The following is a 12,498-nucleotide window of genomic DNA, read 5'->3' on the forward strand; positions in this document are numbered from 1 at the left end:
CCGGGACACACTTCGACCGGCGCCGCGGCAGAGCGGCGGTCGAATCCGGCCCGGGCGCGCCCGGTCTCTCGCACAGCTACGGATCACGTCATCCGTTTTTTAACCAGAGCCCCGATCGAAAGGAGGTCCCATGAACCGCTTTCCCCACATCTCGCGCCTTGCCTTGTCTGCCGCTGGCCTGCTTCTCGTCGCCGTGACGGCGACCGCGCAAACCGCGCAACCGGCACCCGCAGCGCCCGCCGCGCCGGCCGCTGCCGCGACGCGCATTCACGAAGCCGACCAGGCCTTCATCACGGACGGCACGAAGACCGTGTCGACGCAGCACGACGCGGCACGCATCGCCGATGCGCGCACGTCGGACAGCCAGGTCAAGGCCTTCGCGCAACGCGTGTCGGCCGACGATGAAAAGATCATCCAGGCGATGCGCGCCGCAAGCCCGCGCGGCGTCGACGTGCCGGCCAACGACCCCGACACGACCGTGCTGAACAGCATCAAGAGCCTGCGCGGCGCCGAGTTCGACAAGGCGTATATCGAGCAGGTCGCGCTCGCCGGCCAGCAGAAGACGATCTCGGCTTTCCAGGCCGAAATCGCATCGGGCCGCGACACGAAGCTGAAGGAAGTCGCACGCCAGTCGCTGCCGATTCTGCAGAAGCACTACGCGGACGCGCAGAAACTCGCGGAGCGTCACCACCTCGCATCGGCGCAGTAACGATGCAGCGCCGCGCGTCGTGTGCGGCGCACCGCTTCCCCTGTCGTCGCGCAGCCGCGTCCCCTGCCGGCTGCGCGATGCACGTCTGACCAGCCGACCCGCGAATACGCGCGCCGCACGTCACGCGTTATGCGTTATGCGTTACGTCGCGAGCTTCGCCATCAACCGCCCACGCACGTCCGGCCATTCTTCGTCGATGATGCTGAAGCGCACCGAATTGCGCTTGCGGCCGTCCGGCATGATCCGTTCGTGACGCACGATCCCTTCCTGCTTCGCGCCGAGCCGCAGAATCGCCGCGCGTGATTTCTCGTTCAGCTCGTCGGTCGTGAACTGCACGCGCACGCAGTGCAGCGTGTCGAACGCATAGGTCAGCAGCAACCACTTCGCTTCGGTATTCGCACGCGTGCGCTGCGCCGACTCGCCCAGCCACGTATGACCGATCTCGAGCTTGCGATTCTTGCGATCGATCTTCCAGAAGCGCGTGCTGCCGATCACACGGCCCGATGCGCGATCGACGATCGCAAACGGCATCACGGTGCCGGCCGCGCGCCCCTGCAATGCCGTGTCGATATACGCGTCGATCGTCTCCGCGCCCGGCACGACCGTGACCTTCAGGTTCCACAACTGGCCGTCCGCGGCGGCATCGAGCAGCGCCTGCCGGTCGGATGCTTCGAGCGGCCGCAGTTCGACGCGCTCGCCGATGAGGATCGGTTGTTCGACGGAAGATGAAGCGTCGGTCATGACGGGTTTCCGGAAAGTGAGGCCGATGGCGGCGAAACGCCCATCATACGGCGCTGTTTAACCGAGGTGCGCGGCCAGCCGGCGACGGATCGCTTTCGCCTCGCCGCGCAACGCATCGGCAAACGCATCGACGAGCAGGTTCTTCGGCCGGTGCTCGGGCACGATCATGCTGACCCGATACGGGAACGACCGCGTGAGCGGCCGCACGTGCAGGTCGCGGCCGACGAAATCGAGCGCGGTCAGCGGATTGACGATCGCGGCGCCGAGCCCCTGCCGCACGAACGCGCACACCGACACGGCCGACGGCGTGTCGACCACCGAGCGCGGCGCGACGCCCAGCTGAGCAAACGCCTCGTCGATCAGAATGCGATACGGATCGTTCAGCGACAGGCTCACGAACGGCCGATCGGCGAGATCAAGTAGATCGATCGCGTCCTGCGCGAGCAGCGGATGGCCGTCGGGCAGCACGCATACTTCGTCGACTTCGAGCAGCGGCGTAAGCACGGTGCCGGCCGGCGCGACGTCGTGCTCGGTCAGCCCGAGGTCGTACCGCTGCGCGGTCAGCCACTCCTCGAGCACCGGCGATTCCTGCGTCGCGACCGACACGCTGACGCCCGCGTGGGCCGCGTGAAAGCGCCGGCACGCGCCGGGCAGGATCGCGTGCGAGAACGCCGGCAGCGCGATCACCGAAAGCTGCCCGTCGCGAAACTCGCGCAGGCGCGCAGCCGTCGCCGCGACGCGCTCGAGCCCCACATACGCAAGCCGCACGTCGTCGAACAGCGTGAGCGCGGCCATCGTCGGCCGCAACCGGCCGTGCGCGCGCTCGAACAGCGCGAAGCCGACGACCTGCTCCATCCGCGCGAGCTCGCGGCTGATCGTCGGTTGCGACGTATAGAGCATCTCGGCCGCGCGCGTCGTGCTGCCGGTGACCATCAGCGCGCGAAAGACCTCGATATGGCGGTGCGTGAGCATGGTCTTCTATATCAGAAATGAATCGAATGTCGAATAACAAGCATTTTACTGTATAGATGAACAGGCGCATCATTCACGCTATCCGTTCATTCGACACGATTCATCCGCCATGTCCCTCGATTCCCGCCAGCTCGCGACGCTCGCGCAGCAATACGGCACCCCGCTGTGGGTGTACGACGCCGACGTCATCCGCGACCGCATCGCCCAACTGCGCCAGTTCGACGTGATCCGCTACGCGCAGAAGGCGAATTCGAACGTCCATATCCTGAAGCTGATGCGCGACGAAGGCGCGTGCGTCGATGCCGTGTCGCTCGGCGAGATCGAGCGCAGCCTCGCGGCCGGGTTCAGTCCGGCCGGCGAGCCGGAAGGCGTCGTGTTCACGGCCGACCTGATCGACCGTCCGACGCTCGCGGCCGTGCTGAAGCACGGCGTGACCGTGAACGCGGGTTCGCTCGACATGCTCGCGCGCATCGGCGAGCACGCGCCGGGCCACCGCGTGTGGCTGCGCGTCAACCCCGGTTTCGGGCACGGCCACAGCAACAAGACCAACACCGGCGGCCCGCAGAGCAAGCACGGCATCTGGATCGACGACGTGCCGCGCGCGATCGAAATCGTGCGCCAGTACGGGCTCAAGCTCGTCGGCATCCACATGCACATCGGCTCGGGCGTCGACTACGGCCACCTGTCGCAGGTGTGCGATGCGATGGTCGACCTCGTCACGTCGCTCGGCCATGACATCGACGCGATCTCGGCCGGCGGCGGCCTGTCGATTCCGTATCGCGACGGCGAGCCGCGCGTCGACGTCGGTCACTACTTCAGCCAGTGGGACGCCGCGCGCAAGCGGATCGAACGGCACCTCGGCCACCCGGTACGCATCGAGATCGAACCGGGCCGCTTCCTCGTCGCCGAAGCCGGCACGCTCGTCACCGAAGTGCAGGCCGTCAACCGCCGGCCGAAACACGATTTCGTGCTGATCGATGCGGGCTTCAACGACCTGATGCGCCCGTCGATGTACGGCAGCTACCACGCGGTGTCCGTGCACACGCACGACGGCGCGCTGCCGGCCGGCCGGCCGCTCGTCGACCTCGCGATTGCGGGGCCGCTGTGCGAATCGGGCGACGTGTTCACGCAGGATGCGGGCGGCGTGGTCACGCACCGCAAGCTGGCGCAGCCGCAGATCGGCGACCTGCTGTTCCTGCACGACGCGGGCGCGTACGGCGCGTCGATGTCCTCGAACTACAACAGCCGGCCGCTCGCGCCGGAAGTGCTCGTCGATCGCGGCGCGCCGCGGCTGATCCGCCGCCGGCAGACGATCGACGAATTGCTCGCGCTCGAGACGTTCGAGTAACGCGCTTTCGGCGTGACGAAGGCCAACGGCCAGGCTTGCCGCTACCGGCAGCCTGGCCGTTTTGCTTTTCGGCATGCCGCCGGTTCGCGCGGTCGCGGCCCGGAGCAACCGCTCGGCCGCACCGCAGCAGCGTCACCCCGCGCGCTGCACGGGCGCCATTTTCGAGAAGTACTTCGCACCGGCCACGCAGCCGACCACGACGACCGTCACGACGACCATCGACGGCGGCACCGTCTCGTGCAGCAGCCCGGCGGCCAGCAGGAAGCCGAAGAACGGCTGCAGCAGCTGCAACTGGCCGACGCCCGCGATCCCGCCGAGCGCGAGCCCGCGATACCAGAACACGAAGCCGATCAGCATGCTGAACAGCGACACGTACGCGAGCCCCCACAGTGCGGCGGCATCGACACCGTCGAACGACGCGGGCCACGTAAGCCACATGAGCGGCAGCATCAGCGGCAGCGACAGCACGAGCGCCCACGAGATCACCTGCCAGCCGCCGAGATCGCGCGACAGGCGCGCGCCTTCCGCGTAGCCGAGCCCGCACGCGACGATCGCGGCCAGCATCAGCGCATCGCCGACCACCGACGCCTGGCCGCCGTTGCGCAGCGCAAACGCAGCCACCGCGCCGCTGCCGACGATCGAGAAGATCCAGAACGGCAGCCGCGGCCGTTCGCCGCCGCGCCACACGCCGAACAGCGCGGTCGCGAGCGGCAGCAGCCCGACGAACACGATCGCGTGCGCGGACGTCACGTGCTTCAGCGCAAGCGCCGTCAGCAACGGGAAACCAACCACGACCCCGAGCGCGACGATCGCCAGCGACACGGTCTCGGCCCGCGTCGGCCGCTTCTGCTTCAGCACGACGAGCAGCAGCAGGCCGAGCGCGCCGGCGATCGTCGCGCGCGCGAACGTGAGGAACAGCGGGTCGAGCCCCTGCACCGCGACACGCGTCGCAGGCAGCGAGCCACTGAAGATGATCACGCCCAGCAGGCCGCTGAGCCATCCGTCGGTCGTCTTTTGCACGGCAAATCCTGAACGGGGAAAGGTGGATGACCGATGATCCGCCGCCCGCGAAAAACGCGTAAGCTACACCCCAATACAATCCGGACAAACTGTACTGAACAACTGGCTGTACAGTTCATTCTTCGCCATGAGCCATACCACCCCGATTCCCGTTCCGCCCGCGCCGTCGCGCACGCGCGTCGAAACCGTGATGGATACGTTGCGCGCGCGGATCGCGAGCCGCGCGCTGATGCCCGGTGCGCGCGTGCCGTCGATCCGGATGATGGCCGACGCGCTCCGCGTGTCGAAATCGACGGTCGTCGATGCATACGAGCGGCTCGCGAGCGAAGGCGTGCTCGTCGCGCGGCGCGGCTCGGGCTTTTACGTGTCGGGCCACGCGCCGCCGCTCGCGCTCGCCGATCTCGGCCCGCGCCTCGACCGCGAACTCGATCCGCTGTGGCTGTCGCGCCAGTCGCTCGAGGCGGCGCCGACGACCGTGAAGCCCGGCTGCGGCTGGCTGCCGTCGTCGTGGCTGCCCGACGAGAGCCTGCGCCGCGCGCTGCGCGCCGTGTCGCGCGACGAATCCGACGCGCTGACCGACTACGCGACGCCGCTCGGCCTGCCCGCGCTGCGCCAGCAGCTCGCGTGGCGGCTCGCGCAGCACGGCGTCCACGCGGAACCCGCGCAGATCATGCTGACCGACGGCGGCACGCACGCGCTCGACCTCGTATGTCGCCTGCTGCTGGAGCCGGGCGACACGGTCGTGCTCGACGATCCGTGCTACTTCAACTTCCAGGCGCTGCTGCGCGCGCATCGCGCGCGGATCGTCAGCGTCCCGTACACGCCGAACGGGCCCGATCTCGCGCGCTTCGAACAGGTACTCGCCGAGCACCGGCCGCGCCTGTACATCACCAACGCGGCGCTGCACAACCCGACCGGCGCGACGCTCGCGCCGCCCGTCGCGCACCGGCTGCTGACGCTCGCGGCCGAGCACGACCTGCTGATCGTCGAGGACGACATCTTCGCGGATTTCGAGAGCACGCCCGCGCCGCGACTCGCGGCGTTCGACGGGCTGTCGCGCGTCGTGTCGATCGGCAGCTTCTCGAAGACGCTGTCGGCCGCGATCCGCTGCGGCTACGTCGCCGCACGCCCGGAATGGATCGAGGCGCTCGTCGACCTGAAGCTCGCGACGTCGTTCGGCAACGCGCAGATCGGCGCGAACGTCGTGCACCGGCTGCTCGTCGACGGCACGTACCGGCGCCATCTCGACAGCCTGCGCGCGCGTCTCGCGGACGCGATGGGCGAGACGATCCGGCGCCTCGCGCGCGCGGGGCTCGGGATCTGGACGGAACCGCGCGGCGGCCTGTTCGTATGGGCGCAACTGCCCGACGGGCTCGATGCCGCACGCGTCGCGCGCCACGCGCTGGACCGCGACGTCGTGCTGGCGCCCGGCAACGTGTTCAGCGCATCGCGCAGCGCGACGTCGTACCTGCGCTTCAACGTGTCGCGCTGCAAGGGGCCGGCGGTGTTCGATGCGCTTGCGCGGGCGATGGAGGCGGCAAGCGCGGCGGAGCGCATGGGTGCGCGGGACGATGCGGACGGGCGCGTGCTGGCCGGTGAGCCGTGAGAACGGGCGGAGGTGCAAACGGTAATCGAATGGTTCCGTAATCAGCTGTTTCCTTCACCCGCGGCGTCATCTTTCGCGCTCGTGGTCGATGGGTCGCAAAATCGTACTCATCCCATAGACGAGCGCGCTCCCGACAACCGATAGTTTCCCAACTTTTTTACCGGGATCTATCGAGCCAATGAACGGGATTTTGAATTCACACGACGCTGCCGAAGACGACGAATGGGTTTTCGTTGGCACCGCCTACACGAACACGACGCCAGGATCCGTTCATGTTATCGACCTCGACCTGACACCGATCTGCGAGAATATGTCGAACAAGGCATTCCGGAAACTGATCGTGCAGTTGCGTGACGCGGCGATTTCGTTGATTCAGGATCGGATTCACGGTATTGCACATTGGGAGCAAGGAGAACAGAAACGCGTTCAGACCTGGTTCGGACGATCCGATGACGCAATTCGACACCACCTGCAAACCGGGTTGCCGAAGCTTCTGCGCGTCATGCAGGAATTGAAACCGGAAAATGTCATCCGATGGGACGCGCAGAAACAGCGAAACATCACGTGTACCGTATTTCCCGACAACGGAATCACCGATGCCGCTGTATGCAAACCCGATTCGGACAAGAGAGTCATTGCAATCTATCCACACTTCTGCACGCTTCCCGACGCTCGACTCTCTTCCAATTGCAAGTTGAAGGTCCTGATTCACGAGTGTACGCACTACGTCGATACCTTCGACTCGAATGACGAGATCTACGGATTCGGGACCGGCCTCAAATACTGGGCGCGAGATCATCGGGATCTGGCGATCAATAACGCCGACAGCCTCGCTTGTTATATTTCATTCTTTGACGACAGGGTCCTGTGGTGAGATCTCTCGCGCATCTGACGAGCATCGCGCTCGGGTTATGCCTGGCGTTTTCGCCGCCGCTCTCGGCATGTACCGTTTCCGAAGACATGCTGGACAGTGTCCCGCTCAACTCTTCCGACATCCCGAATGAGGATCGAGTCAAGATCGCGGACATGGTTATCCGTGCCCGTCAGTGGCCTGATGCGGACATTCGCGGCATCATCTCTGCCGGTGCGTATATCGGTGAAAAGGACCCACAAGTGCTTGCGCTGCGTCGAGCGGCCAGTCTGAGGGAATACCTCGTCCAGCTCGGCATCAAGGACGAGAACATATGGTCGGACACGCACATGATCTCGAAACCGTATCCGAAAGACAGCGCCGGCTACGAGGGTTATCTTCAGATCGGACTGACCCTGGTTCCGCTGTGCACGGACGGATGCCGGCATCTTTGCGACGATCCTCGCATCACACCGACATCCAGAGCCATCCGTTGACAGCGATCTCCTTTCGACGAAGCCGCCATCGAACATCGCTGGCGGCGGGGTGACGCGAACGTCGCGCGTCACTCCGCGCCTCCCCTCACACCTCCCCCGCGTGCGCCCTCGCCCGCACCTCCGCAAGCGTCGTATCGACCAGCAACCGCCCCGTATCGAACACCGTCTCGAGCGCCTCGTCCCATTCGCCTTCCAGCGTACGATCGTCCCATGCAACAGGCAACGTCACCGTCCGATACTCGCCGGTACGGCGATTGCGCAGCAGCGTGAGCCGCCCCTTCTTCGAGCGCTTGCCCTGATCGGTGACCGGATCCTTGCGGACGTCGTGCCACACGCCATCGCGCCGGATCGCCGAGCACTTCATCGCAAAGCGCTGCGTATCGCGGTTCACCTGCTGCAGCAACGCGCCGCCCATGCCGAACACGACATTGCCGGCCGCATAACCCGCGTCGTCGAGCGCGGAAAGAATCGCGTCGATCGACAGCTCGTCGACACCGTCGCCCTGGATCACGCGCACGCGGTTCAGCACGCGCCGCCCCTTGCCGTTCAAGGTCGAGCCGAACGACACGTCGAGCGCGCGCACGGTCTGCATCACGATCTTCACGGGGTCGCCCGAATCGGGTCGCACGACGAGCGTCGCGCCGGAATCGATCACGGCCTGCCTCAGTTCGCCGCCCCACAGATCGAGCGCGGCGAACAGATCGTAGGAGTCCGACACGACCGACACGATCGCGCCGGGCAGCCCGAAGCGGCGGATCATGTTCCGGTACGCATCGGCCTCGCCTTCTTTCCCCCACGACGTGATCGTGCTGTGCTCGGCCGCCGGCACCGAGTATGCAGCCATCGGCTCGCGATAAAAACGGTTCGCGGCCAGCACGCCAAGCACCGTGTCCGAGCCCATGAAGTTCACGAGGTGCGCCGCGCCGCCGATCGCGGCCGACTCCGCGCTCGACACGCCGCGCGCGCCGAAGTCGTGCAGCTTGAACGGCAGTTGCGCGAGATCGTCGTCGGTCCTTTCGAGGAAACGGCGGATCGTCTGCCGCAGGTGCCAGCTTCGCGTCGCGACCGTCACCGGATACCAGACGCGCAACAGCATCGTCTCGAGATACGATGCGAGCCAGAACACCTGCGGATCGTCGCATTCGACGGTCATCAGCACGTTGTGCACCGGCACGACCGAACCCTCCGGCACCGCGCGGATCTTCACGGGCAGATAGCCGTCGTAGCGTTCGACGATGTAGCGCCACCCTGCTTCGTTGAACGGCACGCCGTGCACCGTGAAGAAATCGCGCGCGTCGTCGATCATCGCGTGCGTGACCGGCTTGCACAGATATTCCTTCAACAGCATCTGCAGGCCGAAGAACAGCGTGCGGTCGTAGCGGCCGCCGCGCGATTCGACGTACGAGAACATCGCCGACGCGTCGGGCGGATATTGCAGGAAGTGGGAAGCCTTGTACGAATCCGTGTCGAGGATCGGATTGGCGAGAACCGCGGCAAAGCCGCCGGGATCGTTTTGCATGGCTAGAGCTCCTCTAGGCCGTTGAAGTGCCGCCGCGTCTGTCGCGGCGGACCGGAATGCGGGGACTCAGCGGGTCACAGCTTCCCCAGGAAGTGATACGCGATGTCGAAGTGATCCTCGAACATCACGTTGCGCATCTGCGCGAATTCGTTGAGCGGCACCCAGCGCGCCTTGTCGGCGTCGTCGCTGCCCTTCACGCGCGGCAGCTCGCCGGTCGGGAAGTTGAACAGGCACGCGTGCGTGATCGTGCGGCCGCGCAGCGAGCGGGACGGGTGATCGAACACCTGCCGATCCTTGATCGAGCCGCGCAGCACGGGCTCCGGCAGCTTCAGGCCGGTTTCCTCGCGCAGCTCGCGAATGCACGCCGCATCGAGCCGCTCGTCCTGGTTCACGAACCCGCCCGGCAGCGCCCACAGGCCGCGGCCCGGTTCGCTGCGGCGGCGCACGAGCAGGATATGGCCCGAGTGCACGACCACCGCGTCGACCGTCACGAACGTGACGGGATACGGCGCGGCCGCCCATGCCTTGCGATACGCGGCGATGAATTCGGCTTCCGACTTCAGTTGCGCGAATTCCGGCTGCGTGCGAAAACGCTCGAGCCAGCCGAACACGGGTTCCGGCACGGCCCACTGCACGAAGCTGTTGGTGCGTTCTGCGAAATACTGATCGCGGATCTCGGTGGCGGAAATGTCTTCGGTCGCATCGACGTCGACGAGCTCCCATTGCGGGAACATCCGCAGGTAATACGACGTGGCGTCCTTCTCGTGGCCAATCAGCCCGACCTTGCGCTGCGCGACTTCACCGAGCGCGGACGCGACGGCGTCCTGCACCCAGCGCACCCAGTCGCCATCGTTGTACGTCGAATCCTGCAACGGCGCGATCGTCACGCGGTCGCGCTCGGACGCGTCGAACAGCGAAGCCAGCATCTGGCGGCGCTCGTCGAACGAGAACGGATCCTTGATGGTGCGGGGCTTGTCGGTCGACCCGATCAGCACGCACACGCGCTCGGCCCGGCTCAGTGCCGACTTCAGCACGTTCAGGTGACCACGATGCGGAGGCTGGAAACGACCAATGAAAACGAGCGCGTCGAAGCGCCGGTTCTGTTGCGTACTCATGAGGCTCCCTCAAGAGATTGAAACGCTTCGGGTCTTTCCCGAAGGGTTGGAATGAATCCTAGGTGAAATCCCGGAATGCGTCAATCGAGCACACGCTCGACTTGACCATGTCTGACGAAATGCGCGGTATTGGCGGGGTACACTCGATTTCATCCTAATCCGCACCATTGCGCCCGCCATCATGAGGATCTCAGTCAGCCGGACCGTCGGTGTCGATCGCAGACGCCTCTTCACGTGGTCGCAGGATTACGCGCGGCGGCTCGTGTGGGACAGCTTCCTCACCGACGCCTATCTGCTCGACGAAACGACGGCCGACGTCGGCGTCGACGCGTTCTGCCGCAGCCAGTCGGGCGCCACGATGGTGTCGCGCTACATCTCGTACCGCCCGCCTCAGGTCGCTGCCGTCGAAATGGTCGAGGGGCCGAAGGTGCTCGAACGCTTCAGCGGAAGCTGGAACTTCACCGAACACACGCCGGGTTCGACCGAAGTGAAGTTCACGTACAACTTCCGCGTCCAGCCGTCCTGGCTGCGCTGGCTGCTCGAACCGCTGATCGGCGCGTTCTATCTCGTGCAGACGCGCCGGCGCCTCGATTCCTTCAAGCGCTGGGCCGAAGCCGAAGCGCTGCCGCGCTGATACGCACTGCCGCGCACCCGCGCGCGGTCCGGCATGTTTGCGCCGCCGCCCTGCCGATGCGTACGAGCGCGCTGCGGCCGCCCCATCTGGCATTGGCGGGATTCGCCGAACACGGGAAAGCGACGGGCGGCCGTCACTCCGACGGCCACCATTCGTCATTGCGGCGGCACCGCCACCCGCTATAATCGCGCGACATTCCGACTGCATTGAGCAGGCCGACGGTGCCGCGCCGTGCGACGCGCCGCATGCCCTCCTCGACAACAACAATGACGAACCGAACCATCCGACGCCTTCGCCCGTTCGTGCGCGCCGCCGTGCGCGTGCTCGCGTGCGCCCCGCTGCTCGGCGCGCCGCCGGCGCTGCATGCAGCCGACACCGCAGGCACCGAGCCCGCATCCGGGCCCTACATCGTCGTCGACACCGGCCATACGCCGGCTCACCCGGGGTCCACCGGCGCGAGCGGCCGTGTCGAATACCTGTACAACCTCGACCTGTCCGCCGCGGTTGCGGAAAAGCTCGCCGCGCACGGCGACCGCGTGCGGCGCACGTCGGCCGACGGCCGCGAGATCGCGCTCGACCAGCGTTCGACGCAGGCGCCCGACGCGAACCTGTTCGTGTCGATCCATCACGACTCGATGCAGCAGCAATTCATCGACGCGGGCCGGCAGCGCGAATTCCGCGGCTTCTCGGTGTTCGTGTCTGAGCGCAATCCGCACTACGCGGAAAGCCTGCGCTGTGCGAAGGCGATCGCAGAACGGCTGGTCGCGGCCGGCGAACGGCCGTCGCTGTACCACGCGCAGCCGATCCGCGGCGAGAATCGCCCGCTGATCGACCCGCAACTCGGCATCCACCGCTTCGACGATCTCGTCGTGCTGCGCACCGCGCCGATTCCGGCCGTGCTCGTCGAGGCCGGCGTGATCGTCAATCCCGACGAAGAAGCACGGCTCGCGCAACGCGGGACGATCCAGCGCCTGTCCACCGCGATCGCGGGCGGGATCGACGCATGCACGGCGCCGAAGTGACGGCATTGTCCATCGGGACCAACGGTTTTCACCCAGTCAGGAGCATCAAAATGAAAAAGAAGAATCTGTTCGCATCCTGCGCGTTGTTCGCGCTTGCCGTTCCGTTCGCCGCGCACGCGGCCGGCTGTGCGAAGCCGCACAGCGCGTTCGACCAGGTGTACTGCAGCAGCACGCAGTTCTCGCAGACCGACCGCGAACTCAACGACGAATACGGCCGCCTGCGCAAGCAACTGAGCGGCGACCAGCAGGCGACGCTGAAGGCCGGCCAGCTCGCGTGGATGAAGCAGCGCGACGCGCAGTGCAGCGAAACCCGCAACAACGGCTACCTCGTGGATCTCCAGTGCGCGACCGACATGACGGCGTCGCGGCTGTCGTTCCTGCGCGAACGCGAGCGTGAATGCACGAGCACGGGGTGCGTGGCGTCGAAGCTCGGCGAGTAAGCGCTTCGCAGGTGCCGTGTCGCGA

Annotated in this window: 13 protein-coding genes; 8 read left to right on the top strand and 5 right to left on the bottom strand. The window is 66.3% G+C overall.

Features of this window, described 5'->3' with window-relative positions; translation table 11 throughout:
- Window positions 1-130 precede the first annotated feature (130 nt).
- Window positions 131-709, top strand: coding sequence for a DUF4142 domain-containing protein (locus FPJ27_RS13970; RefSeq protein ID WP_072444196.1), 579 nt, complete (start codon window positions 131-133; stop codon window positions 707-709).
- 141 nt (window positions 710-850) lie between these two features.
- On the opposite strand, the gene FPJ27_RS13975 is transcribed toward FPJ27_RS13970, so the two are convergent.
- Both FPJ27_RS13975 and FPJ27_RS13980 read right to left on the bottom strand, forming a co-directional pair.
- On the bottom strand, window positions 851-1,450 hold the full coding sequence (locus FPJ27_RS13975; protein ID WP_072444198.1) for a GNAT family protein: 600 nt from the start codon (window positions 1,448-1,450) through the stop codon (window positions 851-853).
- A gap of 57 nt (window positions 1,451-1,507) precedes the next feature.
- Complete coding sequence (locus FPJ27_RS13980; protein ID WP_072444200.1) at window positions 1,508-2,422, bottom strand: LysR family transcriptional regulator; 915 nt, start codon at window positions 2,420-2,422, stop codon at window positions 1,508-1,510.
- A 109-nt stretch (window positions 2,423-2,531) separates the two neighbouring features.
- Here FPJ27_RS13980 and lysA point away from each other — a divergent pair, with 109 nt between their 5' ends.
- The gene (gene lysA, locus FPJ27_RS13985) at window positions 2,532-3,770 is read left to right on the top strand and encodes a diaminopimelate decarboxylase (RefSeq protein WP_072444202.1); all 1,239 of its coding nucleotides are present in this window, start codon (window positions 2,532-2,534) and stop codon (window positions 3,768-3,770) included.
- Window positions 3,771-3,902: 132 nt separating this feature from the next.
- On the opposite strand, the gene FPJ27_RS13990 is transcribed toward lysA, so the two are convergent.
- Window positions 3,903-4,790 carry a DMT family transporter gene (locus FPJ27_RS13990; protein ID WP_072444204.1) on the bottom strand — a complete coding sequence of 296 codons (888 nt, stop codon included), beginning with the start codon at window positions 4,788-4,790 and terminating at the stop codon, window positions 3,903-3,905.
- Between the two features lie 127 nt (window positions 4,791-4,917).
- Between FPJ27_RS13990 and FPJ27_RS13995 the strand changes: the two genes are divergently transcribed.
- The 3 genes from FPJ27_RS13995 to FPJ27_RS14005 all read left to right on the top strand — a co-directional run bounded on the left by FPJ27_RS13995 (window position 4,918) and on the right by FPJ27_RS14005 (window position 7,743).
- Window positions 4,918-6,396: a PLP-dependent aminotransferase family protein gene (locus FPJ27_RS13995; protein WP_204421504.1), complete on the top strand. Its 1,479-nt coding sequence runs from the start codon at window positions 4,918-4,920 to the stop codon at window positions 6,394-6,396.
- A 178-nt stretch (window positions 6,397-6,574) separates the two neighbouring features.
- Window positions 6,575-7,270, top strand: coding sequence for a M35 family metallo-endopeptidase (locus tag FPJ27_RS14000; RefSeq protein WP_204421505.1), 696 nt, complete (start codon window positions 6,575-6,577; stop codon window positions 7,268-7,270).
- Window positions 7,264-7,743, top strand: a complete 480-nt coding sequence (locus FPJ27_RS14005) for a hypothetical protein (protein WP_110281436.1) — start codon at window positions 7,264-7,266, stop codon at window positions 7,741-7,743. The genes FPJ27_RS14000 and FPJ27_RS14005 overlap by 7 nt, the downstream gene beginning before the upstream one ends.
- 85 nt (window positions 7,744-7,828) lie before the next feature.
- Here the strand turns inward: FPJ27_RS14005 and FPJ27_RS14010 are convergent, their stop codons facing one another.
- Together FPJ27_RS14010 and FPJ27_RS14015 are read right to left on the bottom strand one after the other, a co-directional pair.
- Window positions 7,829-9,262, bottom strand: a complete 1,434-nt coding sequence (locus FPJ27_RS14010; protein ID WP_204421506.1) for a nicotinate phosphoribosyltransferase — start codon at window positions 9,260-9,262, stop codon at window positions 7,829-7,831.
- A gap of 74 nt (window positions 9,263-9,336) precedes the next feature.
- Window positions 9,337-10,377 carry a bifunctional nicotinamide-nucleotide adenylyltransferase/Nudix hydroxylase gene (locus FPJ27_RS14015; RefSeq protein ID WP_072444214.1) on the bottom strand — a complete coding sequence of 347 codons (1,041 nt, stop codon included), beginning with the start codon at window positions 10,375-10,377 and terminating at the stop codon, window positions 9,337-9,339.
- Between the two features lie 181 nt (window positions 10,378-10,558).
- Between FPJ27_RS14015 and FPJ27_RS14020 the strand changes: the two genes are divergently transcribed.
- The 3 genes from FPJ27_RS14020 (at window position 10,559) to FPJ27_RS14030 (ending at window position 12,473) form a co-directional block, all read left to right on the top strand.
- A complete protein-coding gene (locus tag FPJ27_RS14020) occupies window positions 10,559-11,011 on the top strand; it encodes an SRPBCC family protein (protein ID WP_069748780.1) in 453 nt (150 codons plus the stop codon).
- Window positions 11,012-11,277: 266 nt separating this feature from the next.
- Window positions 11,278-12,033 carry an N-acetylmuramoyl-L-alanine amidase gene (locus FPJ27_RS14025; protein ID WP_204421507.1) on the top strand — a complete coding sequence of 252 codons (756 nt, stop codon included), beginning with the start codon at window positions 11,278-11,280 and terminating at the stop codon, window positions 12,031-12,033.
- Window positions 12,034-12,083: 50 nt separating this feature from the next.
- Complete coding sequence (locus FPJ27_RS14030) at window positions 12,084-12,473, top strand: lysozyme inhibitor LprI family protein (RefSeq protein WP_072444220.1); 390 nt, start codon at window positions 12,084-12,086, stop codon at window positions 12,471-12,473.
- Window positions 12,474-12,498 lie beyond the last annotated feature (25 nt).

Origin of the sequence: Burkholderia sp. MS455 (genome assembly GCF_016899445.1) — a bacterium.
Lineage (GTDB): Bacteria > Pseudomonadota > Gammaproteobacteria > Burkholderiales > Burkholderiaceae > Burkholderia > Burkholderia pyrrocinia_C.